We start from the raw sequence: 24973 nt of genomic DNA, 5'->3' as shown, positions 1-24973 counted from the left end.
GATTCGTATCATTCCACTGTCAGCATATTCATATCGGTTCTTCGTATTTTCACTGCCAGAAGCCATGCCGATGCAAAAAAGAGCAGTGTCACTGCCGCGCCGGGCACAAGAAGATTGCTGATCGCAGGATGGGATGCGAAATTACTAATCCCTGCCAATCGCATCACCGCTGATACGAAAGGATCTGTAAGAACCGCGGCACAAATGGTTCCCGCCACAGCTCCGGCAAAAGCGATGATTCCAAACCGGATTGCAAATGAAACCTGCAGCATTCCTGCGGAACATCCCATGGAACGGTAGATCGCCAGATCTCTCTGCTCTGCATTGAGGATCTTTTTCCCTGCCATCACGGTAACAATGGCAATAAATACTGCGATCATTCCATACATGAACGCCAATGACAGATGCATTGCCATAATGATCCCGGATAATCCCGGCCATGTATTCTGGTGTACATGGACATCTCCGCCGTAAGCTGTCTCCAGAGCGCTTGTAATTGCTTCCTTCCGGGACGGATCTTCCAGAAAATAATGGTGGCACCAGATCCTTGGCTCATCCTGACCGATGGAAAGATATCCTTTCCTGCTCATTCCCAGATTCGCGCCCATATCATTGGCACAGTGATAAATGCCGGAAACAGTGTATTCTCTGCTTCCCGTATCTCCCCGGATCATCACGGTACTGCCTACGTCCACGCCAAGATCTGCCGCAGTGACTTCTGTCAGCACCACCTCGTCCGGATCCATGCAAGCCTCTCCTCTGCTGATATGAAAGCGTTCCGGTTCTGTGATCACATTTGCCGTATAGTTCGTTCCGTTTACAGAAACCGTGGGCATAGCCAGATCATAACTGTCCGTGATCATGCTGTAAGAGCGCACCACCGCTTCCATCTCTTCCTCGCTGAGTTCCCCCATTGCCTGAACTCCCAGATCCAGATCCGCCGGATTGAAAGCATCCATCATTCCCTGCCCGTCCGTTCCCAGCCAGCTGTTCATACGCCCCGCGAGGGAGGCAAAAAAGACAAGGAAGCAGGCCACAAGGCAGGCGCTTAGATACCTTTTTCTTCCCGATAATAACTGCCGTACCGCCAGATGGAATACCAGCCCGTTTTTCTGTATGCCGCTGCTTACAGATGCTGATTTTTCCTTTCCTTTTCTCCTGCTTTCGCTTCTCATAAAAACCGATGCATCATAGATCGCTTCCATCGGTGATATATGCAGGATCCTCTGCATCCGCAGCGCCGCATATCCTCCAAGCAACAGCAGGATTACCGAAAACACACCCAGACACGGGAGCACCGGGATCCCTGATGGGATGAGAAGTCCGGTAGTTGTAACTGTCATAGCAGATATCACGCGAGTAAATGGGATCACTGCAAAGGTTCCCATGATACTCCCCAGAATAATTGCCACCAGATATTCCATTTCCTGAACCAAAACCAGTGTACGCCCGGTCACGCCCAATGTCTTTAAGATTCCCATGTTCTTTTGTTCCTGTTCCACGATCCCTGAGATACTGTGCCCCAGAACGACCATTGCCACCAGCAATAAGATCAATGCAAATGCCGCAAGGATCGCGCAGAATGCATTTTGCAGAATCATCATGAAACTCCCGATCGTATAGGCACTGTGTATTTCCTCTGTATATTCCGGGAGCGATGTCTGGCTGTTCAAAAGCTGATTGATCTGGTCGATCTCAGCTTCTCCATCTGCCTGAACAAAAATATGAAGCATCGCACCGCTTCGGGCAAGGGCGTCTGCCCCTTCCTGCTCCACGGTTTCTATGATCTGTCCATAGTCCGCCCCGGAGATAAGGAATCCTTTCATCCCAATCATCGAACTGCCCATGAACGGATCTTCATAGTAGCCGGCAACTGTCAGGTCTACATTCATTCCTCCTCTCGCAACAGGGAAGGTAATGGTATCCCCAACCTGCAGATCCATGATGGAGACCATGGACGGTGAGACATACACCTCTCCCTGCCGGATCTCCTCCGGCGCCTGCCTGTAACCGCCCATATCATCAGTCAGAAAGCGGTATCTTGTCTCACCCGGCTGCCATAGGATCAGTTGTCCTTCGCTGTCCGACTCGATGCCATTCCCTTCATATTCGGAGAAAATAATATTCTGGCTCTGCACCTCCCCAATTCCCTCCTGAGAGGATATTTCCTGCAGCAAGTCTCCCACATCCGGCACATCAGATACCCATGCCGTAAGCTGACCGAAGCCTGCACGCTCCATCTCGCTTCGGATATAAGCATTTCCATTCAGGGAAACAGCAAGAACTGTAAACAGGGAAAGCACTGTGAAAAATACCAGCAGACTGATCCCGATAAGGCTCCCTTTTTGCCTCTTTATTCCTCTGCGAAAGAGAATATTCTTTTCCAACGCTTTTGCCTCCTTTTACCACCGCAGCCCGGACAGCCAGCCGCTCACCTTGCTCTCTCTGTTCTGCTCTCTGATCTCACTGTATGGCGGAAGCCTCAGTTCATCCAGAACTTTCCCGTCCTCCAGATACAGGATGCGGTTTCCCCTTGCCGCTGCTCTCATGTCGTGGGTGACCATAAGGATACTCTGACCGGAACAGTTTAAATCTGTCAGAAGATTCAGCACTTCCGTCGTATTAGACCGGTTCAGCGCTCCAGTAGGCTCATCAGCAAACAAAAGACCCGGGTTCCCAACCATCGCCCGTGCGATCGCCGCCCGCTGTGCTTCCCCGCCTGATACCTGAGAGGGGAATCGGTTCTGTGCTTTGTCAATTTTCATTTGCCTTAACAGTCTCCCAGCCCTGTCCCGTATTTCCTCCGTACTTCCCTTTTTTCCCACATAACCAGCCACAGCCACATTTTCAAACAAGGTAAGATTGCTCACCAGATTGGTCTGCTGGAACACGAAACCGAATTCCTTTGCCCGCAGATTAGCCATCTGCTTCTCTTTTAAGGAAGTGATCTCTCTATCCTTGTAAAAGACCTTTCCCCCGGAAACAGGATCCATACCGCTGAGGGCATAGAGGAGTGTCGATTTCCCTGCCCCGGAAGAACCCATGATCACTGTGAAATCCCCTTCATAGATAGAGATATCCACCTGATCAAGTACCGTATTTCTCATGGATCCCTGCCGGAATATACGGCTTATCTTTTTACCCTGCAAGATTGTATTCATGGTTTTCTTCCTTTCCTTCTGTAAGGATTAATGGTTTCTTCCCGGTTTTCGGATCCGGCAGGATCTCATCCACAAAATTCACATAGAACTGTACATAATCTAAATGTTTTTCTGCCAGGATACGCCCCATCTGCCGCATCATTTCAGAGCGGATCATGCTTTTCGATGCTTCCGCTGTAATTTCCGCATACATCTCAAAGGAGTCCTGCGTGATCTGCCGGAACTGATAATCTTTGAGTCCTTCGATACAAAATCCTTCGATAGCAAGAGGATGTAAAAATTCCCGGTGTCCCGATCCATCCTCAAACCAGAGGATATCTTCATTTCTTCCCAGAAGCCCTACTGCTCTGGTAAAAGGATATCGGTCTGTTTCATCCGCCGCTTTTAGTGTCAGATGGTCTGACAGACGATAACGGATCAGGGGCTGGGCGAAATTATAAAGAGAGGTGAGATACATGACCCCGCTTTCCATCTCGATCACATTCAGATCATCAAAAAGGATCATCCCCTCTTTCGGATCCATCTCCACACCCAAAGCAAGAGACTCGCTTGCCCCATAGACATTGACCACTTCTGTATGAAATATCTGTTCCAGATAATTCCGAAGTCCCGTGCCCAAAGGCTCTCCGCAGGAAATGACCTTCTCTATATCTGCCTTTACTTCCCCGCATTCCACAAGCTCCGCCATGATCTTCACAGCGGAAGGATAACCGATCACAATATTAGGACGGAATTCAGATAACTTTTCCACCCACTGATTCAAAGGTGTCTTAATATCCAGATACATCTGCTTCGCCCCGACTCCGTCTATGCCGTCTCCCACGGCCATTGCTCCACCGTATCTTCCGTCGGTAGCCGCTATATACACAATTCTCGGCCGTTTCAGAAGCAGTTTTAAAATCTGCGGCATAGTCATATTCCACAAGGCTGCCCGGATAATCCCCATAAGCATACTGTTCCATGCATTTTCGTCATATACAAAATATCCCGGTTTCCCTGTGCTTCCGGAAGAATGGACCACATGATACTTTCCGTTATAAGGTTTTCTGTCTGCCTCGATCTCTTCATCGAACTTTCTCAATTCTTCCTGCGTCACCTCAGGCAGTGTAATCAGTTCATCAAAATGTGTGAGGAGAGCCTGTTTATCCATTGTGGGAAAACAGGACAGCGGCAGTGTGTCAAGCTGGTCTTCCGTAATCCCGGCAAGTTCGAATGTCCTCCGGTAATACGCCGAATGTTCCCACGCATAATGCAGAAGTCTTCTCAGTTTCCGATCCTGTAATTTCTTGATTCTCTCAGGGCTGAATTTTGCTTGTTTCCTCAATCGGTTTAATTCCAGCAGTGTGTTCAGATAATTCACGCTTTCCTCCTTACTCTACAGAAACGGTATATTCGTTTTCGTAGTTTTCTCTGTGAAAATAAGTCAGCTCCTTTGTTTCCTGATTCATGACAATGCTCCACTCCGTAGAGGCGAACTCATCAGTGAAGTTATCCTTGCTTACACTGTCTAATGCGTCTCTGACCTCAGCTTCTGTCATGCTTTCCTGTCCGGCAAGTGTCTGCTGCAGGATGTCGTATCTCTCATGGGACTGGGAAGTGCCGATACCGTATTTTTCTCCTTCTGTCAGATAGAAGTTTGTTACCACCTGTGTCTTGGTCACTGTCATCTCGTTATCCACATATTCCACTACGACGCTTCTTCCGGAAGCGTCGGACAATGCGAAATGAATCATCATGTTCATAGAAGCATGCAGGTCATACTGTCCAAGAAGCTCCACTGCTTCATTCACATCTGCCGCCCGGTCAAGAAGCAGCCGTACCGCTGTTGTGGTAGTCAGATCCGGTTTCCCTGTATTCTGGTTAATTGTTTCCGAATCCTGGATCATGTTTACAGAAACAGCCAGCCCTTCCTCATTCATACCATCAAGAGGCGCATAAAGCCCAACCGCCGCCTGCATGCGGTCCGGCAGTTTGGAGATATCTACGCCTCCCGCCTGTATAAAGTCCCTATTCACTGTGGAAACAGACGCATATCCATTCTCCGGTCTCGCGCTGATGATCAGCCCGTTACAGGTGTCCCAGTCGAAGTTCCTTCCGAATAGATATCCACCGTCTGCTCCCTGTACGGACAGGGTACTGCAGCCAAATGGATCCCCGCCGAAGATCAGTCCCGGAAGATTGCCCATGATCCGCTCACTGACATACGATACGACTCCTGCGTCGGAATCTGCGCCGCCCTGCTCCAGAAATCCGTCAAATCCGTAATCCCCTTCATAGCGCACGATGGAGAGTCCTTCCTCCAGTTCTGTAATATCTTCTGTAGGAGTGATAAACGTGCTGCCCAGCTCCTCCGTCTGATGCGTCATACCCGCTTCTCCCTGTATTCCATTTTCTTCTCCTCTGCCTGCACGGCTGCATCCGGTGATCAGAAGCCCGGCTGCTGCAAGAACTGTCAGGGAAAGGATATATTGTCTTTTTTTCATGTTGTCCTGTCCTTTCTCTTGATATATGACACTCGGTGGACAAGAGGCTATCTTACAAAAACGCCCCATTACATACCTGCAGCACCTGTCCGCGTACGGCCCGTCCCATTTTGCTTGCAAGATAAAGACACGCATATGCCTGATCCATGGGAGCGCACTCCGGTCCGGGGAAATAGACATAATGACCGCTGTATTCCAGCATCTTTGCTCCTCCCGGCTGCTCCCCCGCCTTATTTGCCAGATGCGCCGGCGTTACTGTCGCTCCCGGTGCCACTGCATTGCAGCGGATATTGGTATCTACAAGACGCATAGCTACATTTTTCGTCAGAGTGTTTAGCGCCCCTTTCGTAGATGTATACGTCGCTCCGCAAAATGGCCTTATCCCGTTCACTGATGAGATATTGATGATCACACCATCATTTTTCGGAAGAAAAATTTTCAGCGCTTCCCGGATGTATCTCATAGGCCCTCCTAAGTTCGTATCCATAACAAATCGCATCCAGTCATCTTCTGTCTCGTCAATCAATTTCTGCTCCCCGATTCCCGCATTATTAATCAGAATATCCAGATCCCCGAATTCCTTTAATGCTGCATCCATAACCTTTCTTGTATCTTCCGTGGAGCACACATCTGCTATAACTCCTATTGCATTTCCACCCTTTGCACGGATACGCTCTACTGCCTCATCGAGCTTATCATGTCCTCTGGCCGTAAGGACGACATTTGCACCTTCCTTCGCAAAGAGTTCCGCCATGGTCTGTCCCATACCATAACTTGCACCTGTGATGATCGCTGTTTTTCCTTCTAACATTTTTGTATCCATTTTCCTTTTCCTCCTCTTACATACTCTGATTTAAAATGGGCTCTATATCTTCTTCCTCAATAGCTTATACCCGCCTGTCATGGTAGTGTGGATTAGCCTCTTTTTTGTTCATCTTTATTCTATCCCCGGCTTATTAATATATCAAATACTTATATCATATACACTTCTATAAAAAAAAACTATTTCATTTCTTGTTTTCTTTTACTATTTCCGTTATAATACAAGAAAAAGAAATGGAGGAATCACTATGGATCTGCGTGTCCTTACCTATTTTCTCGCTATCGCAAGGGAGCAAAGTATTGTTCATGCCGCTGAGTCTCTTCATCTTTCACAGCCCACTCTTTCTACTCAGATCAAAAATCTGGAGGAGGAACTTGGAAAGCAGCTTTTTATCCGCGGGACGCGCGGTACCCGAAAGGTTACACTGACGGAAGAAGGGATGATTTTAAAAAAGCGTGCGGAGGAAATTCTTGATCTAGTCAGCCGTACAGAACAGGAAATTACCATGAATGATGGTATTCTTGTAGGAGATATCTATATCGGGACCGGTGAGACTGACGGGATCCGTCTGATTGCAAAAGCTGCACATCTTTTACAGAACAAATATCCCGGTATCCACTACCATATTTTCAGTGGAAACGCGGATTTTGTATTTGAACATCTGGACAAAGGTCTCATCGACTTTGGACTTATCTTCGGTGATCTGGATTTAACCAAATATAATGCTTTGGACACTCCATATTTCGACACATGGGGGGTTCTGATGAGGAAAGATTCCGAGCTTGCACAAAAAGAGTATATAACTCCAAAAGATCTGCGAACCAAGCCTCTAATCCTTTCCCAACAGGAAGCGCGGGGAGGTACTCTCACTCAGTGGCTTGGTCGCGAGCCAGATAAGTTGAATATTATTGCTACTTATAACCTGATCTTTAATGCGTCCCTGCTTGTAGATGAAGGGCTTGGTTATGCGATTGGTCTGGATAAGATCATCAACACTTCCGGCAACAGTACCCTCTGTTTCCGGTCTCTTGAACCGAACCTGAAAGTCAAAATGAATATTGTATGGAAGAAATATCAAATGTTCTCAAAACCGGCAGAGAAATTTCTCCAAATTCTCAAAGAATCTTTTGGTTTAACTGAAACAATGGCAGATACACCAAAACAAAGCGTGCAGGCGGATATAACAAATTAAGGAGCCTTTCGGCTCCTTAACTACTTACAACTCTTTTAAAATATCCTGATAAACCTGAATAAAAGGCCGGTTCAGTTTCCGGCTCAAAGCTGCCACATCCTCGTATTCCGGGTAGCATTTTTCCCCTTCCGCAAGCCGGCAGACTTTCACCCGTACCTGCCCATAGGGAGTATCTGCCTTTTTTATTTCTCTTTTCAATACCGTTCTCTCCACCTTCATCTTACGGATTCCAATGGTGGTAGTCTCTGCGAAGATAATGCTTTCCATCTGAGAGACTTTATCTGCATCGCACAGTACATTCAACTGATAGGCAGGCCGGTTCTTTTTCATATAAACAGGAATATAATTCACATCCCTTGCCCCTGCTGCCAGCAGTCTTTCCATCACATATCCCAGAGCCTCTCCGCTGCAGTCGTCAATATTGCTTTCCAGCTTATAGACCGGCTCCTCTTGTCCTGTCTCTGAGCGGATTTGAAATATTCTAACCCCCCGCTCTTTCCGGTTTCCATATCCGATTCTTTTTATTAAAAAAGTCTCACTGTCCCGGGTTTCTTCTGTAACGGCTGCTAAAACTGCCAGAGCTACAGGTGAAACTGCTGCCTTTTGGCTTGTAAAAAAGACCTGAAAACGGTATCTTTCGGCTATTTCACAGAGTTCTCCCGGCGCTGAATCCTCCCGGAGCCCCACAGGAATCCCGCTTCTGAATACTTCAGATGGTTTCAGACTGCAGATTAGTTCAGAGACAGACGCTGCTGTTTCCAGTTCATCTCTCTGAACCTTTTGCTCCATTCCCATATGTTTTCTTACATTTCCTAAAATCTCAATACTTTTTTTTGCAAGTCCTTTCCCTTTTCCGGTCATATGCGAATTCGTTACAATTTCTGTTGCTTTTTCTGTATCAAATGTTTTCTCAAAGGAATCATCCAGAAGCTTTCCGACGCATCCTGCATTTCCTCCCAGCTCCAGCAAAGCCTGTATGAATTCCTCATCCCGAATCCCCTGCCTGCAGTCAATATATAAACTCTCCATGCTGCTCTCCCTGTTTCCTCTTTCACAGATCTGTTCGCATCAGGTGGACTAAACCTCCAAATACCCCGATAACTGCTCCTGCCAGTATGGCAGAGTAGATAATTCTGGCAAATACGGTTCCCAGTGCGACGCCTGTAAGCAGGCTGACCAGGATCTCCAACAGAAAAACGCCCGCTATCCAGCAAATACTGTTTATCGCCAGAAATGCACCCACTAAATGTTTTCCATGATAGATACGGTTTGTCAGATTCCATATAGTATTCATTTTGCACCTCCTGTAACCATTCTGTTTTCTGATATAAACATATCCGTCAAATGTTAAAAACAGAGCGGCCTTCTGCTAAATTCATGTAAAATTTAGCAAAAAAGAAGGGGCTTACATTTATTTATGAAAATAATTCTACGTTGCCTTCTGTCTTTTTATTAATAATAAAATAAGCTTTGCCGTCCTCCGGCTTTATATAAATGTCTGCATTTTCCAGGCTTTCTTCTGTATTTCCCTGATCGACCCACCATTTTTTCACTTTTTCAAACAGGTCTTCTTCTCTGGTTTCCTTCCCCTGGTATTGCAAAAGCACGTTCATCTGAGCGCTTTTCTTTGGTTCCTCTTTTTCACATACCATGGCTTTCTTTGTCTCTGTCTCTGTTTCTTTTCTTTTTGCCATTTTCTTGTTCATTCTTCTGTTTGCCATAATTGTTCACTTCTTTCCTTTCTTTCGACGCCGCTGATTTTTCAGAATTTTCTTGGGCATCTCGCACTTTATTATAGCACATCCCTGAATTTATTCACAAGTCTATCCTTCCAACTTCTACTCTTAAAAAATAAACGTTGACAAAGAAAAGCCGACCACCTATAATAGACGTAACTTTAATTTTATACGTGAAATGCAGGGAAAAGGAGGAGTACATAGTTCTGGATCTCCAGAGAGAAGATGGCCGGTGCAAATCTTTGTGACAGGATTATGGAAGTAGCCTTGGAGCAGTGAACCGAACAAGGTGTTTACCTTAAGTAGACTTCAACGTCATTCCCACGTTACAGGGAAGCAATATGTATTGTATTGACAGAGTGCAGAAATTTTTTCTGAAGTTAGGTGGTACCACGGATTTATTCGTCCTAAGCAGCAATTGCTTAGGACGTTTTTATTTTATATGTAGAAGGAGGCGTCATTTTATGAAACACATTTCTGGAAACAAACTGCTTGTGAAAGCTTTAAAAGAAGAAGGAGTGGAGGTTCTCTTCGGCTATCCGGGAGCCTGCACCATTGATCTGAGCGATGAACTTTATAAACAGAATACCATTGACATCGTACTGCCAAGACATGAACAGGCTCTGGTTCACGAAGCCGATGCCTATGCCAGGACCACGGGAAAAGTGGGCGTCTGTCTGGTTACCAGCGGCCCCGGAGCCACCAATCTGGTTACCGGTCTTGCCACTGCCAATTACGACAGTGTTCCCCTTGTCTGTTTCACCGGTCAGGTTGCCCGTCATTTAATCGGAAATGACGCCTTTCAGGAAGTAGACATTGTAGGCATTACAAGGAGCATTACCAAATACGGAATCACGGTCCGCAACCGCGCCGATTTAGGCCGTATTATTAAAGAGGCTTTCTATATTGCCCGTACCGGAAGACCCGGCCCGGTTCTGGTGGATTTACCGAAAGACGTAATGTCTGAACTGGGAAGCGCCGACTATCCGAAAAACGTCAATATCCGCGGATACAAACCGAATACCAGCGTACATATCGGCCAGTTGAAAAAGTCCCTGAAACTTCTGAAAAAAGCAAAAAAACCTCTGTTCCTTGCCGGAGGCGGCGTTAATATTGCCCGCGCCAATAAAATTTTCACACAGGTAGTAGAAAAAACTCAGGTTCCTGTTATTACAACCATTATGGGACGGGGAGCTGTTTCCACCAACCATCCGTTATTTATGGGTAATGTGGGAATGCATGGTTCCTATGCGGCCAATATGGCGGTAAGCAACTGTGATCTGCTGTTTTCCATCGGAACCAGATTCAACGATCGTATTACAGGCAAACTTCATGAATTCGCACCTCATGCACAGATCGTACACATTGATATTGATACGGCGTCTATCTCCCGGAACATTCACGTAGATATACCGATTGTTGCCGATGCCAAAGAGGCCATTACGAAAATGGCAGAATATGTGGAACCCTGTTCCACTCAGGAATGGGTGAAACAAATCCGTTCCTGGAAAGAAGAACATCCACTGACTATGGCTCCCCGCCCCTTCATGAGCCCTCTGGATATTATTGAAGAAATGAACCGTCAGTTCCAGGATGCCATTCTGGTTACAGACGTGGGTCAGCATCAGATGTTAATTACCCAGTATGCAGAAATTACGGAAAACAAGCAGCTTGTTATGTCCGGCGGACTGGGCACCATGGGATATGGACTTCCGGGAGCCATCGGCGCTCAAATCGGAAATCCGGATAAAACGGTCATCTCCATTTCCGGTGACGGAGGAATGCAGATGAATATTCAGGAATTTGCCACTGCAGTACTGGAGGAACTGCCTGTTATCACCTGTATATTTAATAACGAATACCTGGGAATGGTCCGCCAGTGGCAGAAACTGTTCTATGGAAAACGCTACAGCATGACAAACTTAAGAGCCGGAGCTCTCTCCCGCCGTACAGACGGAGAAGAATATCCGGAATATACGCCCGATTTTGTAAAACTTGCAGAAAGCTATGGAGCCAAAGGGATCCGGGTAACGAAAAAAGAAGAGATTGCCCCTGCCTTTGAAGCTGCAAAACAGAACAGGAAAACACCCACATTAATTGAATTCATCATTGATCCGGAAGAAATGGTTTATCCTATGATTCAGCCAGGCGGAACCTTAGAAGATATGATTATGGATTGTTAAAAGGAGGGAAACAGTTATGGATAAGGGAATGAAGAAAAGATGGATTTCACTTTATGTGGAAAATCAGGTCGGTGTTTTATCAAAAATTTCCGGACTTTTTTCAGGAAAATCTTATAATCTGGACAGTCTGACTGTAGGCACAACAGAAGATCCCACAGTATCCCGGATGACGATTGCCACCGTCAGTGACGACGAAACTTTTGAACAGATAAAAAAGCAGCTTAACCGGATGGTGGAAGTCATTAAAGTCATCGATTTTACGGATATTTTTGTCCGTATGAAGGAGATTCTGTATATTAAAGTAAAAAAATGTACCCCTGAAGATAAGGTGGTTTTATTCCAGATAGCGGAAACCTTTAAGGCAAAGGTAATTGACTACGGACATGACAGTCTGCTGATTGAATTCGTCCAGACTGCTACCAAAAACGACGCGGTAATTAAACTGATTAAGGAAGAATTTAAGACCATTGAGGTAGTGCGCGGAGGAAGCGTAGGCATTGAATCCATAAGCATGATGGAACGGTAAACGTACAGGAACCGGTGAGCAGACGCTCCCGGTTCCGTTTGTTTTGTGTTTTTTAAAAAACGAACTGCACCAGCAGCATGTAAAAAACAGTTCCTCCCGCAATGGAAAGAAGCATCTGTCTTTTCCACAGATGGAGTGCAATCACCACTGCGATGGAAAGAAGCTCCGGCACTGCATGGCTTCCTGTAAAAATACTTACATTTTTCAGACAGTAAATAATCAGAAGTCCAAACACAGCGGAAGGCAATACCTTCCCCAGATATTGTATGTATTTGGGCGTGGGCTTTCCCGCCGGAAAAACCAGAAATGGAAGAAACCTGGTCAGGACTGTACCTAAAACCACCAGCCCGACAGTAAGTATCTGCTGCGTTAATGTCATATCTCCACTCCTTTCTCCAACGGCTTTCTCAGGAATGTTAAAACAACAAGAATCGCAAGCATCGATGGAATAATGAAATTATCCGCTCCAAACGCCGCCAGACAAAGCAGCGAAATGGCAAGTCCTGCCAGCGAGCTGAAGTGATTCTTCTCTTTGAGCCATTGCTCCATAAAAATCACCACAAACATGGCTGTCATAACAAAGTCCAGTCCTTCTGTATTAAATTCAATGAATGAACCGAAAATTCCTCCCAAAGTGGAGCCGGAAAACCAGTAGAAATGGTTTAACAGGGTAACAAAAATCATAAACCATCCCCGATCCACATCCTCTGGAATGTCTGCCGTGTAATTAATGGAAAAACTTTCATCGCACATCCCAAAAATCAAATACATTTTTTTCAGACCCAGTCCTCTGAATTTATCCAACATGGAAATTCCGTAAAATAAATGTCTCGCATTAATCATCAGCGTCATAGTAAAGGCCTGCAGGGGATTAAAAGCTCCCAAAAGCATATTCACCGTTACAAACTCCATGGAACCTGCAAAAATGGTAAGGCTCATAAGCATTGGATACCAGAAACTGAATCCGGAAACATTCATATAAATTCCATAAGTTAATCCAAGGAACCAAAATCCTGCAAAAATCGGTATGGTATAAGGAAATGCGCAGCGAAAGGCCTTACTTATGACTTTTCTTTTCGTCGCCATAATTCCCCTCCTCAAATAAACATTTACTGTCTGCCGAAAATCCGGCAGACGGATTTATTATACCTCCACATTTCCCAATTGACAATACTTCTTTCTTCTCAGACATGCTCTTTACAGGACCATTTTGTCACTTCCAGTTTCAGCACGGCCACAGCAGATACCATTTTCTCTGGAAATTCCCAGGAATCTCCGGAAGAATAATGTTCCATCACTTTCTGCAGTCCATGTACTTTCTCTTCATAATTCTCAAGGATTCGGATCCTGCCTTTTCCCATAATGCACTGATACAGGTAAGAATATTCACAGGCAGCATTTCCCTGTGTCAGCTCATGTCTTGTATCCATTTCAAAGCTTACCCTGTCCTGACTCTTCAGCAGCTCCATTTTCTTTCCTGCTTTGGCACTGTGGAAATAAAGAACCAGGCCCTCTTTTGTCTTTTCACAGCCAAAATTGAGCGGGACAATATATGCTCCTTCTTCCTCCATAAATCCCAGTCTGCAGCAGTCGCAGGATTTTAAAATCTCCAGCATTTTCTCTTCATCTTTTACTTCTCTGTCTTTTCGTCTCATATTCCTTCTCCCTTACCGTAAAATCCGTACTGTCATCTTAGTATGGGAAACCCAAAAAGTCAAGAAAGCCCTGGCACCTGCAGCTCCTTCACCCAGTCCTGTATTGCCTGCTGTGATCCGGATGCATCCTCTTCATAGCAATCGAAAATGTCATCGGAAAACTTCCCGTCGGGAACCACTCCTTTTATATCCTCCACGCTATTGGCAAGCCCTCCTGTTCCGTGAGAACAGAAAAGATAGATCTGTTTTCCTGATAAATCATTCTCTTCCAGAAAAGAGAGGACTGCCATAGGCGCTCCGTACCACCAGTTTGGAAAGCCTAAAAACACAATATCGTAGTCTTCCAGATTTTCCACTTGTTCCGTCAGCTTTGGCCGGGCATTTTCTCCCCGTTCCTGGTTGGCCCGATCCAGACAGGCATCCCAGTCGCTGGGATACGGTTCCGTTACACGAATGGAAAACAAGTCCCCGCCTGTTTCTTCCTGTACCCATCCTGCCAGTTCCTGTACATTTCCCGGGGAAACCACACTGGGAGAGGCTACTGCATCCACATCCTCATCTAAAACCGCATTATCTGCCCAGGAAAAATAAGCCACTAAAACTTTCCCCTGATCCAGGGACTGACTTGTGGCGGAATCCTGTTCAGATGTCTGCGGGGTAACCGAAGGCGCCGCAAAACTTTCTTTTCCGGAACTCTCCTCCTCTTTACAGGCTGTCAAAGCCGCAAGCAAAATAACAATCATGCCTATTCCAATTAATTTTCTCATAAACCAGTCTCCTTTTTCCTGTTTTTATTCTTATTTTTTCTGGGTTTCTTTAAAAATTTTGTAAGATAGTGAGCCACAAAAATCCACAGCCCCATCAGGCAGAGATAATCCAGATAATACGCCCAAAACGGTTCCCCGTAATCCAGAAAAACAAACTCTGACTGTAAAAACAAATAAAGAGGGAAGTCCCGCTTTAGAAATACCCAGACTCCGTACAGGGAAATAAATACTCCCAAAAGAAAAGGCAGACCGGAGAAACGTTTCGCTTTTTCTGTAAAAGAGAGCTTTTTCTTTGTCATGTTTAAAAACATATTCCAGTGCAGGCCCAGATGGACACTCATCAGAAGGAATCCCCAGTAAGCCCCCAGAATATGCAGCCGTCTGGCCAGAGCCATTCCTTTGCCAAAAGGCAAAAAGGCGAATACATGGCGGGACATGACAATTCCGCTGTACATCTGAGCGGCCATTGCCACAAGCAGCAGTGTATCAATAAGAATCAGAACTATCCGGCCGGGAGTATATCTTCCCTTTGTCAGGTTTTTATAAAAGCTTCGGTTTAAAATATGATGAGCCAGAAACAAAACCAGCATTCCTGTTCCAATCCATTCATGAGCCTCTTCTCCCCATATCTGGTATCCCATAAGCAGCAAAAGCCCGGCCGTCATCAAAATGTCAATCCCTGTTTTCACATACCGAGTTCTCATAAAGGCCTCTCCTTTCGTAATCCTTCTAAGTGCATTTTTTCTGTATTATATACCGGAGATAATCCAGACGATCCAACTGGTTCTGCTTAAAATGAATTTCATGCAAAGTTTCACTCCGGTGTCTGTTAATCATTTCCAGACGCTCTTCCCGGGTATGTTCTCCTTCCTGGAGCAGTCTCATATAAGATTCCACGTTTTCCTCTGTAAATCCCGCATCGTGCAGTGTCATAATCATACTCAGACGTTTAATATCCTCCTCCTCATACTGTCCCTCTCTCCTATCCGACTTTCTCTGACTGCATAGTTTCAAGTCCTCATATTCTCTGATGATTTCCATAGGGATCTCATAACGCCTGCCCGCTTCTTCGATGGTCATCTTCTCACCTCACCCCTCCCTTTAAAATTTTTCACCAAAATAAAGGTGTCCCTTTCCGGAACACCTTTATTTTAAAACGGCCGTATGACATTTTCTAATACTTATAATATATTTCATGTGATACCTTTCAAGTATTGAGCGGCAAACTCTATGAACCCTGCTGTCGCAGGCGGAAATATCTGATCTTTTTTCCATACCAGCGCAGTACGGGATTCCACTGCGGGATACAGCGGAATAAATTTCAGATTTTCATAACTGCAGTTCAGCTTAATACATATCACCGCCCCGAAACCACTTTCTACCAGCATCGCTTCATTATAGAGCAGGTTGCCCGTAGCAGCTATATTTACCTGTGCATACAGCTCTCCAAACCATTCGCCCAGTTCACTCCGGAAATCTCTGGAAGCCATTACCAACGGAATTCCCAGCAGATCTTCCGGCTGAATTCCTTCTTTTTGTGCAAGGGGACTATCCGTCCTTACCAGAATTCCCCACTGCTCTTTCACCGGCATGGAAACAAATTCGTATTTGCGAATATCCACAGACCCGCCCATAACTCCCAGATCCAGAAGTCCTCTTTCAATATAGTCTTTGATATTATCTGCATTACCGCTGTAAATCCGGTATTGTACAAGCGGATGTTTCTTCCGGAAGGCGGCCATCATTTTTGCAAATTCTCTGGTACTTTGAAATTCGCCGCTTCCTATAGTAATTTCACCGGTCAGTTCCGAATCTTTCTGGAGAAATTCTCTTTTTGTTTTATCTGCCAGGGTGATCAGTTCCTGAGCCCGGCGTTTTAACAGTTGCCCGTCTTCTGTTAAGACGATACGATGGCTGCTTCTGGAAAAAAGCTTAACCCCCAGTTCTTCCTCAAGCTGCATAATCTGCCTGGAAAGGGTCGGCTGGGTAATGTGAAGCATCTGAGCCGCTTTTGTAATATTTTCTTCCCTGGCAATTGCCAGAAAATAATTTAAAACACGTAATTCCATTCTACCTTTCCTGTACTCCTTGTCCATATAAACGTTTTCCCCGTAAGTCTATGATTTTATCTTACTATACCCCTAAAAATAAGTAAAGGAAAAAGGAAAGGCCTTTCACAACATAGCAGTGCCGGCAGAAAAGAGGGGTCTCTGCCGACACTGAAACCTACTATTTTTATTCCGTTCCTTCTTTCATACACAGATGCACGGCACCTACTTTATAGGTCAGCGGCAGAGCCAGAATACTGGGATTTTCTCCTACGTATTTCTTTCTGGCATCTTCCAGTGCTTCCTCGAAGGTAGCTCTTGTCTTTAATCCCATGCCTCTGGCAATTCCCGGCTCCTGGGCGCCTACAATGTAAATGGCAGAGGTATTCATCTCTGCTATATGGCCGCAGCTCATCATGGAGAAGCCATGGAAGGGATGGAATCCGCCTGCAAAACGGTATTTCCTTATGTACTCCTCATTGGTGGCAAAATACTCCCCATACCGATTCATATCCGGCAGAATGTTCATATAATCATGCTGGAACATCTCATAAAGCTCCCGCAGATAGGGCCAACGCTCGTCATGAAAGTATCCGTTGCAGACAGAGGAACAGATAATCACACAGCGCTCACTCATAATTCTCTTATGACGGATAACCTGGGCAGACAGAGCCTGCATCATCTGAATGGGATTGGTTCCCATACCATTTCCATAATGGAAATCCTGCGGCATACCGAACACGAGAACATCGTATTTCTTCTCTGCCCACGGCACATAGGTCCGCTTATCTGCAATTTCCCAGGACTTCGGCTGCATCTCTTTCGCATAGCCGCTGTAGACGGCAATCTGCCGGGAATAGGTATCTAAAACAGCGTCGCAGCAGAAGAATTTCTTACCCATACAGGCTTCCATATGCATTCCGATTTCATCGAATTTCGTCCGCATTAGAGAATGAGAGCTGACCGGAGTAAAATCTTTCCGGTGCATGACACTTGGCACGTGATGAGAAGCAATGCTTCTCCAGTGGGTAATTCCTGTGGCACAGTGTTTATAGCCGCCGGAATAACCGCCGTAAGGATTTCCCTGTACATGCCCGATTAAGATGGCAATATCTGAATCATAAACATACTTATTCATCAGAACCGGATCCCCCCGTCGGGTAGTTCCCAAATCCACCAAATGCTCGTAATCTTCACTGTCGTGGCTGATCATCTGACGGCTGTAGTAGAACTCTTCAAAAAGATCATCCCCTAAAATCTGCCGCATTTCCTTTTCCGGCGTGCGGGGATGCAGACCGTTTGAAAAAATAAAGAGAATATCCTTTTTCTCTACCCCTGCTGTATACAATTCTTCCAGAATGACTTTCACCGCTGTTTTTCTGTGGGAGGTTGGCTGCAGCCCTCCCTTAACTATATCCGGTATTACAATGGTTACTGTACTTCCTTTATGAGCAGTTTCCGATAAAGCAGGCATCCCGATAGGATTTCTCACGGATTCCCTGGTTTTCTCAATTAATTGTTCTTCGGGTATGTAAGGAGGATCCGAAACCGTCTCCCCAGGGATAAAAACATCCGTGGAATCCGGAAGCTCTGCCTCCATCGTCCCCTGCCCGTATTCAAAATTTAATTTCATAGCGTTCCTTCTTTCTGTATTTTTCTGTAATTATTGTATCTTAATGATAACTTTCATATATTTACCCGGATTCTTCAGCATATCCTCTAATGTTTCTTTTGCTTCTTCCATGGTTACAATATGGGAGATAAAACTGTCAGCATTGACTTTCTTATGGGCTACTAAATCTATCGATTCTTCAAAACATCCGCTGCTGTTTCTGGAACCCAGAATTGTTAATTCTTTTCTTGTAATATTTCCTGTATCTATCTCTGAAAACGGAACATGAGGCCAGCCTATCAGCACAATCTTTCCGCATTGGCTGATATACTGATGAAGATTTTCCAATACCGGTTTTGCTCCGGAACACTCGAAAATCACACTGGGCATATCTCCTCCTGTAAGTTTCTCCAGATAGGGGACAGGATTTCCATTTACATTGTTATATACATGTTCAAATCCCATCTCTTTTGCTTTTTCCAGTCTCTCATCTACCGGATCAAAGAAAACAGGAGTACCGCCATATACCTTAACAATCATTCCGCAAATTAATCCAATTGCGCCTGCTCCTATAATGAGACAAACTTCCCCCTGCTCCACTTCCGCCCGGTGAACTGCATGGATTCCAATGGTAAATGGTTCTATCATACATGCCTGTTCATCCGTAATGCTGTCAGGAAGTTTATATATCTTTTCCACAGGGATACTTACTTTCTCTTCCATCATACCGTCTCTGTGAACCCCATAAGTCTGCAAATTTTTACAGGCATTATATCTGCCCCTTCTGCAGGCAAAACATTCTCCACATCCCATATAAGGCTCCATCACTACCCTGTCTCCTGCTTTTAATCCTTTTTCGTTTTCCTCTATCTGCTCAATCGTTCCCACCGCCTCATGTCCAATTACGAGAGGATAAATTGTATTCGCATTATTTCCGGAAAAAGAATGTACATCCGTTCCGCAGACTCCTGACATTTTCACTTTCACAATTCCATGTTTCTTTCGAGGTTTGGGTTCTTCCACCTCCTTTACATACAAATCATACTTTTTCTCTAAATATAAGGCCTTCATTTTCTGTCCTCCCTGTTAATCGGCAAATTGTTTCTCCTCATAGTTTCTTAATGTTTCGTTCTGTCCCTGCAGAAATTCCACCCTCCACTGAGGAAAATCCTGTACAAATCCAGTATTTAAAAACGTATTTACCATTTCCGCCGCCATTGTTTCACCTACAATGAAGGCTCCTATACAAAGAATATTCGCATCGTTTATCTTTCTGCAGTATTCCGCCGCATAAACGCTTTCTACAACGGCCGCGTAAATGCCCTTATGCTTATTTGCCACGATACTCATACCCATTCCTGTGCCACAGATAAGAATTCCTTTTTCTGCCTCTCCTTTCATAATTTCTTTTGCTGCTGCAGGGGCGGTTACCGTATGAGGCCTCGGATGGTCTGTATCCACAGTTCCAACATCCTTTACTGCATGTCCCTGCTCTGTTAAAAGTTTCTTTATTCGTTCTTTTAACTGAAATCCTGCTTTGTCTGATCCAATTACTATCTTCATGTCTCATTCCTCCTGGTCAGAAAATCTTATATAAATTTATTGACGCACATAATAGCGCCCATACATCCTACATAAACAAATGTCATTTTCCTTAATCGTTCAACACTTATTTTCTTAAAAATGCATACTCCTATACCCGTTCCAATCATTACCGTCCCCACAGATGCCAAACTCATAATCATAGTAAATGGCGTATAGTTACCATATAAAATATGTATTAAAATTCCTACGTAAGCCGATGGAACAAAGGTAAAATTCAAACAGGCGGAATACTCTTTCGTATCCTCACAAATGGCCAGATAATAAATAGACGCCATGGGGCCTGAGACGTTAAACATTCCGCCCAGTATTCCCCCTGCAAATCCCAATACGGCTCCCTGTCCCTTTGTTCCCTGTATCTGGAACAGACTTCTTTTCTGCAGAGAAGTGACTGCATACCATACTAAGAAGATACCAAATAAAAATTCTAATATCCTGGAAGATACTCCCATCAGAATCACAATTCCCAGAATCTTTCCAAAAATCATAAAAACCGACGGCCCAAAAACTTTCTTCCAGTTTATGTATTTTCTTAACAGAAAAGAAATCTGCGTACAAACCACTGCCAGTGCAATTGTCCCGATTGCCGCACTGTCCACTAAAGAAATAAGCAGGGGAAGGATGGACATTGCAATCATCGAATAGCCGAAACCTAAAAGTCCGTGCATAAAACTGGAGATAAGTGCGATCAGCGCAATAAGCAGTACAAGTTGGATTGTCATCTTCCCCCGCCTTTCTCTGTCTTTTTATTTTTCCCCGTTTGCTGCGTTCATAAAACGTCTGTGGAACTGCAGCACTAACGGATTGGATGTAAACTGGGCCAGTAAATCCGGAGATGCGGTTATTACAATCCGATCTGCCATGTCTGAAAATTCCGGTTCTGCCAGCACTCTGTCAATATAGGGATAATAATTCTCTCCCTGCATATTACAGATAATCAGTCTGGTATCGGGAAGATTTGCCTGTCTGAGAACTCGCAGATTATGACGGATTCCATCCAGGCCATCCGAAATCTTTTCCCCTGTAAAGCCCCGATATTTCAGAATCTCTCTGGCTCTTGCATAGGCGCCAAATAAGTCTTTACCGGCCTCTGAAGAAGACAGATAATCGTTATCCAGCATATAGTTTCTTAAAGCTTCTACAAACTGTACATCTCCCGTTTCCTCATAGGCTTTCATCATTCCTTCCATCTGCAGACTCTGAGAATGGCGGAACATAATAAAACTGTTAATAAAATAAGGTCTTGCCTGCAGCGCCATCGCTGTCTGATAAGGCTCAAACATTAAGGTGAAGTTTACCCGGTATCCATGCTCTTTCAGCATCAGGGCAATGTTGTGACCGCGATAGAAGTCTTTTGTATTTCCCTGATTATAGCGATTGCCAAATCTCTTATCCCCGGTCATTAGCTGTCCTACATTCTCCTGATTTACAGGGCCTGTATGAGGAACTTTGATAACAACTCTGTGTTCGGAAAGCATCTCTTTAAAATGCTGCGCCTCTTCTAAAATCTGGCTTTCACTGGCGGAAAAAGGATCGTTAAGCTCTACACTGATGTCGCATCCGGGACCTAAAATGTTTCCAATCTCCCGCATTACCTCATCTCTGTTTTTAAATTTTCCTCCAACGTTTGCCTTGGGATTATTAATAAACAGATTGTAGATAATCGCCGGATTACAGGTAAGGTTTCCAATTAAATTTTTAATCCCGTCGATTTCATAGGGATCTGCAGAATCTGCGCTGAAAAGTGTCTTGGTGGGCCGCTTTCTCCCGTTTTTATCATAAGAAATATCTCTTACTAAATCTGCGTAAACGGCTCCGTCCTTTTCCAGCTGATACTCAATCCGAAACCCGGCCGGCGTCTCTCCTTCCGGCACCTTAAAGTCCCCAATTACCTTCTTAAAATGTTCCGTTACCCCCAGGGCCATCCCTCTTTTGCGGATGCTGTCATATAGTTCCAGAGAAATTTCCTGATTTTCAATTCTTTTTACGTAATCTTCATCTTTTGAAATCACTTTCATCTGCCCTGTTTTATCTCCTAACAGACTACTCACTGTGCATTTTAACAGCTCCATTTTTACAAGTCCTCCTTACCACCATTTAATCTGTTCTGTAATATGTTTTCTCATTTTTATAAAGTCGTCGCTGGTAATATCTCTTGGATAGGGAAGATCATTCTGAACAATTTCTTTAATGGAAGCCGGCTTATTGGTTAAAATTAAACAGCGTTCTGATAAGTATACCGCTTCCTCAATGTTATGGGTAATAAACACCACCGTTGTTCCAAACTCTCTCCACAGTCTTAATACTTCATCTTCCAGATAAAAGCGAAGTTTAATATCCATCTGGCCATAGGGTTCGTCCATCAGCAGCAAATCCGGCTGCATGGCAAAGGCCCGTCCGATAATAATCCGCTGTTCAGAACTTACCGAAAGCTGGCTGGGATAAGAATGACGAAACTGTTCCAGTCCCAGAATCTGTATGATTTTTTCCACTCGCTCTCTGATTTCTTTTTCCGGGATTTTTTTTATTTTCAGCCCGAATTTCAGGTTTTCTTCCACTGTAAGCCAGGGAAAGGATGACGGTTCCTGAAATACACAGGCCAGATTATGTTTCTTAGGATCTGCCAGCTCCCCGTCAATCCGAAGCTCTCCGCTGGTTGGCTCATAAATCTTGGTCAGCATATTTAAAAATGTTGTTTTTCCGCATCCGGTAGGGCCAACCACGCACATAAATTCTCCTTTTTTAATATCAAAGGAAACATCGTCCAACACATGCAGACTTCCAAAATACTTGGTCAAATGATTTACTTGCACTTTCACTTCACGCTTATCTTCTTTTGCCATTTCGTACTCCTTTCCATCTGCATCGTTTACAGTGCCAAATCTGTGTTATCTGAAATCCTTGTTCTCAGTTTCAGAAATTCCGGTGAAATCACATCCCGGGGTCTCGGAAGATCGTTTACATAGATTTCCTTCACTTTTGCCGGGCACTCACTGAATAAAACAATGCGATCCCCCAGATAACAGGCTTCTTCAATGTTATTGGTTACGAATATAATCGTTCTTTTCTCCTGCTCCCAGATTCTGGAAACCTCCTGTTCCATCACAAACCGGGTCTGGGCGTCCAGAGCGCCAAAGGGTTCATCCATCAGCAATATTTCCGGATCATTGGTGTAAGCCCTGGCAATTCCCACTCGTTGTTTCATTCCCCCTGACAGCTCCGAAGGATAGGATTTTTCAAATCCTTTCAGCCCTACCAGGTCAATATATTCCTGTGCTTTTTTTCTTCGTGGGGTTTTCTCCACTTTTCTGAATTTCGGTCCGATTTCCACATTCTGCATAACCGTCTTCCAGGGCATTAACGCTGTCTTCTGAAAGACCATTCCGATTCTGGGATCACTACCATTAATGGCTTTTCCATCCAGCAGAATTTCTCCTTCTGTCTGTTCTTCCAGCCCCGCAATCATGTTTAAAAGAACGGTTTTCCCACAGTGACCGGGACCCAAAAGCACTAAGAATTCATTGTCATAAACCTCTAAATCCACCTGTTCCACTGCCTGAAATTTCCCTTTGGCTGTATCGTAGGATTTTTTCAGATTCGTAAGTTTCAGTCTTATTTTTTTCTCTCCCATGGACAAAGCCCCCTTTCAATGCAGTTTGTAATAATGGATAATAACGCTCCCACGATTCCTATGGTAATCATGGCCACTAATACTAAAGGCATATCAAAACCATCCATACCTCTTACCACCAGGAATCCCACACCAGACTTTGCTCCCAGCATTTCTGCTGCCAGAACAACCATCCATGCCGTACTGGTGGAGGTTCTGATACCTGCAAAAATAGATGGCAGCGCCGATGGGATTGCAATTTCAAATAACATCTGTCTCTTATTGGCATTAAACGCCGTACCTACATTTAAATACAGATCTTCTACGCTGGAAAGCCCTGCATGGGTATTGATAACCACCGGCATAACGGCGCCAATGAATACGATTAGAATTTTAGGAAATTCATCAATTCCAAACCATATGGTAATCAATGGTATCCAGGCGATCGGCGGTATGGGGCGGATGAAAGAGAAAATTGTTCCGAAGAAAGCGTCCATTTTCTTATTCCATCCGATTAGGATACCGAAGGAAATGCCAATGGCCCAGGAAACAATCAAGGCGATACACACTCGCTTTAAACTTGCCAGAATATGTCCCCAATAGCTGACCCTCATAATCGGCTTGTCTAAAAGCCTCAGAAACCGTTCCCAGGTAGCTGTAATTGTAGGGAAAGATTCTGCCGTGTTTTTAGATGCTACTTCCCAACATACAATCAGTAAAGCAATGGAGAGAATAGGAAGGACAAAATAAAGAACATCGGATGCTTTTATCTTATTGGGCACAACTGTGTTTTCTTTCTTCATTTCACATTCCTCCATCCCACAATTCTCTTTTCAACAATGCCTAAAATAAAGGTGAACAAAGCTCCCAGTGCGCCAATACAAACCATACCCAACATGATAATGTCCGGTCTTGCAAAGCTTCTTCCCATTAATATCATATACCCTAAACCCGCGTTGGCAGCCAGCATCTCTGCCGCCACTAATGTGGACCAGGCATTACCGAATGCAACTCTTATTCCGGCAAAGGTCATAGGCATGGCCGATGGAATTCCCACCTTCCAGAAGATTGTAAAATTGGATGCCCCACAGGTTTTTGCCACATTGATCAATACCTGCTGCGTCAGTTTAATTCCTGTATAGGAATTAATCACACAGGGAATGAATGCTGCAAAAAAGATAATAAATGCTTTTGCTTTCAATCCGATTCCCAGCCATACAATCGTTAAGGGAATCCAGGAAATGGGCGGTATCGGACGAATGATTTCAAAAATTGGTTTAAAAAATTTATCCAGGCCTTTATACCATCCCATCAGCAGCCCCAACGGAACTCCAGTTACAATTGCTAATAAAAGCCCTGTAAGAGCAACCTGTAAACTTGCCAGTGTCGCAATAGGTAACGTGGAACCGTCTGGAGAAGAATCTGTCATCTTTTGGATAAATAATGCCACCAATTCCGTGGGTTTAGATATATAACGATCAGACAGAATTCCAAATTCCAATAATAACTGCCATACAAGAAGAAAACTTAAAATTCCTGCTATGGATAACATTTGATACGTGTATTTACTGCAGT

At 44.6% G+C, this 24973-nt stretch carries 27 protein-coding genes and 1 other annotated feature; of the genes, 3 read left to right on the top strand and 24 right to left on the bottom strand.

The genetic code is table 11. The features are described from left to right. Nucleotides 1–8: 8 nt before the first annotated feature. The 5 genes from B5F53_RS10025 to B5F53_RS10005 are packed head-to-tail and all read right to left on the bottom strand — an operon-like array spanning nt 9 to nt 6467. On the bottom strand, nt 9–2387 hold the full coding sequence (locus tag B5F53_RS10025) for an ABC transporter permease (protein ID WP_087222936.1): 2379 nt from the start codon (nt 2385–2387) through the stop codon (nt 9–11). A gap of 15 nt (nt 2388–2402) precedes the next feature. After that, nucleotides 2403–3161, bottom strand: coding sequence for an ABC transporter ATP-binding protein (locus B5F53_RS10020; protein WP_087222934.1), 759 nt, complete (start codon nt 3159–3161; stop codon nt 2403–2405). Next, nucleotides 3139–4521 carry a phenylacetate--CoA ligase family protein gene (locus tag B5F53_RS10015; protein ID WP_087222931.1) on the bottom strand — a complete coding sequence of 461 codons (1383 nt, stop codon included), beginning with the start codon at nt 4519–4521 and terminating at the stop codon, nt 3139–3141. The genes B5F53_RS10020 and B5F53_RS10015 overlap by 23 nt, the downstream gene beginning before the upstream one ends. Nucleotides 4522–4531: 10 nt before the next feature. After that, the gene (locus B5F53_RS10010) at nt 4532–5644 is read right to left on the bottom strand and encodes a C45 family autoproteolytic acyltransferase/hydolase (RefSeq protein ID WP_087222929.1); all 1113 of its coding nucleotides are present in this window, start codon (nt 5642–5644) and stop codon (nt 4532–4534) included. A gap of 52 nt (nt 5645–5696) precedes the next feature. Continuing rightward, on the bottom strand, nt 5697–6467 hold the full coding sequence (locus B5F53_RS10005; protein ID WP_087222927.1) for an SDR family NAD(P)-dependent oxidoreductase: 771 nt from the start codon (nt 6465–6467) through the stop codon (nt 5697–5699). A 247-nt stretch (nt 6468–6714) separates the two neighbouring features. Here B5F53_RS10005 and B5F53_RS10000 point away from each other — a divergent pair, with 247 nt between their 5' ends. Then, a complete protein-coding gene (locus B5F53_RS10000; protein WP_087222925.1) occupies nt 6715–7659 on the top strand; it encodes a LysR family transcriptional regulator in 945 nt (314 codons plus the stop codon). Nucleotides 7660–7683: 24 nt separating this feature from the next. Here the strand turns inward: B5F53_RS10000 and B5F53_RS09995 are convergent, their stop codons facing one another. The 3 genes from B5F53_RS09995 to B5F53_RS09985 form a co-directional block, all read right to left on the bottom strand. Then, on the bottom strand, nt 7684–8688 hold the full coding sequence (locus tag B5F53_RS09995; RefSeq protein ID WP_087222923.1) for a LarC family nickel insertion protein: 1005 nt from the start codon (nt 8686–8688) through the stop codon (nt 7684–7686). A gap of 22 nt (nt 8689–8710) precedes the next feature. Continuing rightward, nucleotides 8711–8953, bottom strand: coding sequence for a hypothetical protein (locus B5F53_RS09990; RefSeq protein ID WP_087222921.1), 243 nt, complete (start codon nt 8951–8953; stop codon nt 8711–8713). A 121-nt stretch (nt 8954–9074) separates the two neighbouring features. After that, a complete protein-coding gene (locus B5F53_RS09985; protein ID WP_087222919.1) occupies nt 9075–9380 on the bottom strand; it encodes a DUF6465 family protein in 306 nt (101 codons plus the stop codon). A gap of 189 nt (nt 9381–9569) precedes the next feature. Continuing rightward, nucleotides 9570–9808, top strand: a binding site (T-box leader). 51 nt (nt 9809–9859) lie between these two features. Between B5F53_RS09985 and ilvB the strand changes: the two genes are divergently transcribed. Both ilvB and ilvN read left to right on the top strand, forming a co-directional pair. Then, a complete protein-coding gene (gene ilvB, locus B5F53_RS09980; protein WP_087222917.1) occupies nt 9860–11578 on the top strand; it encodes a biosynthetic-type acetolactate synthase large subunit in 1719 nt (572 codons plus the stop codon). Nucleotides 11579–11594: 16 nt separating this feature from the next. Next, nucleotides 11595–12104, top strand: coding sequence for an acetolactate synthase small subunit (ilvN, locus tag B5F53_RS09975; protein WP_087222915.1), 510 nt, complete (start codon nt 11595–11597; stop codon nt 12102–12104). 52 nt (nt 12105–12156) lie between these two features. Here the strand turns inward: ilvN and B5F53_RS09970 are convergent, their stop codons facing one another. The 16 genes from B5F53_RS09970 to B5F53_RS09895 form a co-directional block, all read right to left on the bottom strand. Continuing rightward, nucleotides 12157–12483 (bottom strand): branched-chain amino acid transporter permease, encoded by a 327-nt coding sequence (locus B5F53_RS09970; protein ID WP_087222913.1) that lies wholly within the window; start codon nt 12481–12483, stop codon nt 12157–12159. Beyond that, nucleotides 12480–13190: an AzlC family ABC transporter permease gene (locus tag B5F53_RS09965; protein ID WP_087222911.1), complete on the bottom strand. Its 711-nt coding sequence runs from the start codon at nt 13188–13190 to the stop codon at nt 12480–12482. The genes B5F53_RS09970 and B5F53_RS09965 overlap by 4 nt, the downstream gene beginning before the upstream one ends. 98 nt (nt 13191–13288) lie before the next feature. After that, nucleotides 13289–13759, bottom strand: a complete 471-nt coding sequence (locus B5F53_RS09960; protein ID WP_087222909.1) for a pyridoxamine 5'-phosphate oxidase family protein — start codon at nt 13757–13759, stop codon at nt 13289–13291. A gap of 59 nt (nt 13760–13818) precedes the next feature. Then, nucleotides 13819–14526: a flavodoxin gene (locus B5F53_RS09955; RefSeq protein WP_204246926.1), complete on the bottom strand. Its 708-nt coding sequence runs from the start codon at nt 14524–14526 to the stop codon at nt 13819–13821. Then, on the bottom strand, nt 14523–15230 hold the full coding sequence (locus B5F53_RS09950) for a DUF4405 domain-containing protein (RefSeq protein WP_087222907.1): 708 nt from the start codon (nt 15228–15230) through the stop codon (nt 14523–14525). Before B5F53_RS09950 ends, B5F53_RS09955 begins: the two co-directional genes overlap by 4 nt. Nucleotides 15231–15255: 25 nt before the next feature. Continuing rightward, the gene (locus B5F53_RS09945; RefSeq protein WP_087222905.1) at nt 15256–15606 is read right to left on the bottom strand and encodes a MerR family transcriptional regulator; all 351 of its coding nucleotides are present in this window, start codon (nt 15604–15606) and stop codon (nt 15256–15258) included. A gap of 113 nt (nt 15607–15719) precedes the next feature. Then, nucleotides 15720–16595, bottom strand: a complete 876-nt coding sequence (locus B5F53_RS09940; RefSeq protein ID WP_087222902.1) for a LysR family transcriptional regulator — start codon at nt 16593–16595, stop codon at nt 15720–15722. Between the two features lie 166 nt (nt 16596–16761). Then, nucleotides 16762–18207, bottom strand: coding sequence for a lactate racemase domain-containing protein (locus tag B5F53_RS09935; protein WP_087222901.1), 1446 nt, complete (start codon nt 18205–18207; stop codon nt 16762–16764). A 30-nt stretch (nt 18208–18237) separates the two neighbouring features. Next, nucleotides 18238–19257 carry an alcohol dehydrogenase catalytic domain-containing protein gene (locus B5F53_RS09930; protein WP_087222899.1) on the bottom strand — a complete coding sequence of 340 codons (1020 nt, stop codon included), beginning with the start codon at nt 19255–19257 and terminating at the stop codon, nt 18238–18240. A 15-nt stretch (nt 19258–19272) separates the two neighbouring features. Continuing rightward, nucleotides 19273–19749: an RpiB/LacA/LacB family sugar-phosphate isomerase gene (locus B5F53_RS09925; protein ID WP_087222897.1), complete on the bottom strand. Its 477-nt coding sequence runs from the start codon at nt 19747–19749 to the stop codon at nt 19273–19275. Between the two features lie 26 nt (nt 19750–19775). Then, nucleotides 19776–20510 carry a sulfite exporter TauE/SafE family protein gene (locus B5F53_RS09920; RefSeq protein ID WP_087222895.1) on the bottom strand — a complete coding sequence of 245 codons (735 nt, stop codon included), beginning with the start codon at nt 20508–20510 and terminating at the stop codon, nt 19776–19778. A gap of 24 nt (nt 20511–20534) precedes the next feature. After that, the gene (locus B5F53_RS09915) at nt 20535–21860 is read right to left on the bottom strand and encodes a transaldolase family protein (RefSeq protein ID WP_087222893.1); all 1326 of its coding nucleotides are present in this window, start codon (nt 21858–21860) and stop codon (nt 20535–20537) included. Between the two features lie 15 nt (nt 21861–21875). Next, nucleotides 21876–22631 carry an ABC transporter ATP-binding protein gene (locus B5F53_RS09910; protein WP_087222891.1) on the bottom strand — a complete coding sequence of 252 codons (756 nt, stop codon included), beginning with the start codon at nt 22629–22631 and terminating at the stop codon, nt 21876–21878. A 26-nt stretch (nt 22632–22657) separates the two neighbouring features. Beyond that, nucleotides 22658–23419, bottom strand: coding sequence for an ABC transporter ATP-binding protein (locus tag B5F53_RS09905; RefSeq protein WP_087222889.1), 762 nt, complete (start codon nt 23417–23419; stop codon nt 22658–22660). After that, nucleotides 23401–24201 (bottom strand): ABC transporter permease, encoded by an 801-nt coding sequence (locus B5F53_RS09900; RefSeq protein ID WP_087222887.1) that lies wholly within the window; start codon nt 24199–24201, stop codon nt 23401–23403. The genes B5F53_RS09905 and B5F53_RS09900 overlap by 19 nt, the downstream gene beginning before the upstream one ends. Then, nucleotides 24198–24950 (bottom strand): ABC transporter permease, encoded by a 753-nt coding sequence (locus B5F53_RS09895; protein ID WP_242970293.1) that lies wholly within the window; start codon nt 24948–24950, stop codon nt 24198–24200. Before B5F53_RS09895 ends, B5F53_RS09900 begins: the two co-directional genes overlap by 4 nt. Nucleotides 24951–24973: the final 23 nt, after the last annotated feature.

The organism is Blautia sp. An249, assembly GCF_002159835.1.
Classification (GTDB): domain Bacteria; phylum Bacillota; class Clostridia; order Lachnospirales; family Lachnospiraceae; genus Blautia_A; species Blautia_A avistercoris.
The sequence above is the reverse complement of the archived record's forward strand: the minus strand, read 5'-3'. Positions and strand labels throughout refer to the sequence as shown.

What these genes read in the sequence shown, in the direction of transcription:
- B5F53_RS09935 (WP_087222901.1), bottom strand. Translation starts at nt 18,207, where the DNA reads ATGAAATTAAATTTTGAATACGGGCAGGGGACGATGGAGGCAGAGCTT.
- ilvN (WP_087222915.1), top strand. Translation starts at nt 11,595, where the DNA reads ATGGATAAGGGAATGAAGAAAAGATGGATTTCACTTTATGTGGAAAAT.
- B5F53_RS09995 (WP_087222923.1), bottom strand. Translation starts at nt 8,688, where the DNA reads ATGGAGAGTTTATATATTGACTGCAGGCAGGGGATTCGGGATGAGGAA.
- B5F53_RS09900 (WP_087222887.1), bottom strand. Translation starts at nt 24,201, where the DNA reads ATGAAGAAAGAAAACACAGTTGTGCCCAATAAGATAAAAGCATCCGAT.
- B5F53_RS09910 (WP_087222891.1), bottom strand. Translation starts at nt 22,631, where the DNA reads ATGGCAAAAGAAGATAAGCGTGAAGTGAAAGTGCAAGTAAATCATTTG.
- B5F53_RS09970 (WP_087222913.1), bottom strand. Translation starts at nt 12,483, where the DNA reads ATGACATTAACGCAGCAGATACTTACTGTCGGGCTGGTGGTTTTAGGT.
- B5F53_RS10010 (WP_087222929.1), bottom strand. Translation starts at nt 5,644, where the DNA reads ATGAAAAAAAGACAATATATCCTTTCCCTGACAGTTCTTGCAGCAGCC.
- B5F53_RS09895 (WP_242970293.1), bottom strand. Translation starts at nt 24,950, where the DNA reads ATGTTATCCATAGCAGGAATTTTAAGTTTTCTTCTTGTATGGCAGTTA.
- B5F53_RS09905 (WP_087222889.1), bottom strand. Translation starts at nt 23,419, where the DNA reads ATGGGAGAGAAAAAAATAAGACTGAAACTTACGAATCTGAAAAAATCC.
- B5F53_RS09945 (WP_087222905.1), bottom strand. Translation starts at nt 15,606, where the DNA reads ATGACCATCGAAGAAGCGGGCAGGCGTTATGAGATCCCTATGGAAATC.
- B5F53_RS10005 (WP_087222927.1), bottom strand. Translation starts at nt 6,467, where the DNA reads ATGGATACAAAAATGTTAGAAGGAAAAACAGCGATCATCACAGGTGCA.
- B5F53_RS09930 (WP_087222899.1), bottom strand. Translation starts at nt 19,257, where the DNA reads ATGAAGGCCTTATATTTAGAGAAAAAGTATGATTTGTATGTAAAGGAG.
- B5F53_RS10000 (WP_087222925.1), top strand. Translation starts at nt 6,715, where the DNA reads ATGGATCTGCGTGTCCTTACCTATTTTCTCGCTATCGCAAGGGAGCAA.
- B5F53_RS09960 (WP_087222909.1), bottom strand. Translation starts at nt 13,759, where the DNA reads ATGAGACGAAAAGACAGAGAAGTAAAAGATGAAGAGAAAATGCTGGAG.
- B5F53_RS09915 (WP_087222893.1), bottom strand. Translation starts at nt 21,860, where the DNA reads ATGGAGCTGTTAAAATGCACAGTGAGTAGTCTGTTAGGAGATAAAACA.
- ilvB (WP_087222917.1), top strand. Translation starts at nt 9,860, where the DNA reads ATGAAACACATTTCTGGAAACAAACTGCTTGTGAAAGCTTTAAAAGAA.
- B5F53_RS10020 (WP_087222934.1), bottom strand. Translation starts at nt 3,161, where the DNA reads ATGAATACAATCTTGCAGGGTAAAAAGATAAGCCGTATATTCCGGCAG.
- B5F53_RS09955 (WP_204246926.1), bottom strand. Translation starts at nt 14,526, where the DNA reads ATGAGAAAATTAATTGGAATAGGCATGATTGTTATTTTGCTTGCGGCT.
- B5F53_RS09925 (WP_087222897.1), bottom strand. Translation starts at nt 19,749, where the DNA reads ATGAAGATAGTAATTGGATCAGACAAAGCAGGATTTCAGTTAAAAGAA.
- B5F53_RS09940 (WP_087222902.1), bottom strand. Translation starts at nt 16,595, where the DNA reads ATGGAATTACGTGTTTTAAATTATTTTCTGGCAATTGCCAGGGAAGAA.
- B5F53_RS09920 (WP_087222895.1), bottom strand. Translation starts at nt 20,510, where the DNA reads ATGACAATCCAACTTGTACTGCTTATTGCGCTGATCGCACTTATCTCC.
- B5F53_RS09990 (WP_087222921.1), bottom strand. Translation starts at nt 8,953, where the DNA reads ATGAATACTATATGGAATCTGACAAACCGTATCTATCATGGAAAACAT.
- B5F53_RS09950 (WP_087222907.1), bottom strand. Translation starts at nt 15,230, where the DNA reads ATGAGAACTCGGTATGTGAAAACAGGGATTGACATTTTGATGACGGCC.
- B5F53_RS09965 (WP_087222911.1), bottom strand. Translation starts at nt 13,190, where the DNA reads ATGGCGACGAAAAGAAAAGTCATAAGTAAGGCCTTTCGCTGCGCATTT.
- B5F53_RS09985 (WP_087222919.1), bottom strand. Translation starts at nt 9,380, where the DNA reads ATGGCAAACAGAAGAATGAACAAGAAAATGGCAAAAAGAAAAGAAACA.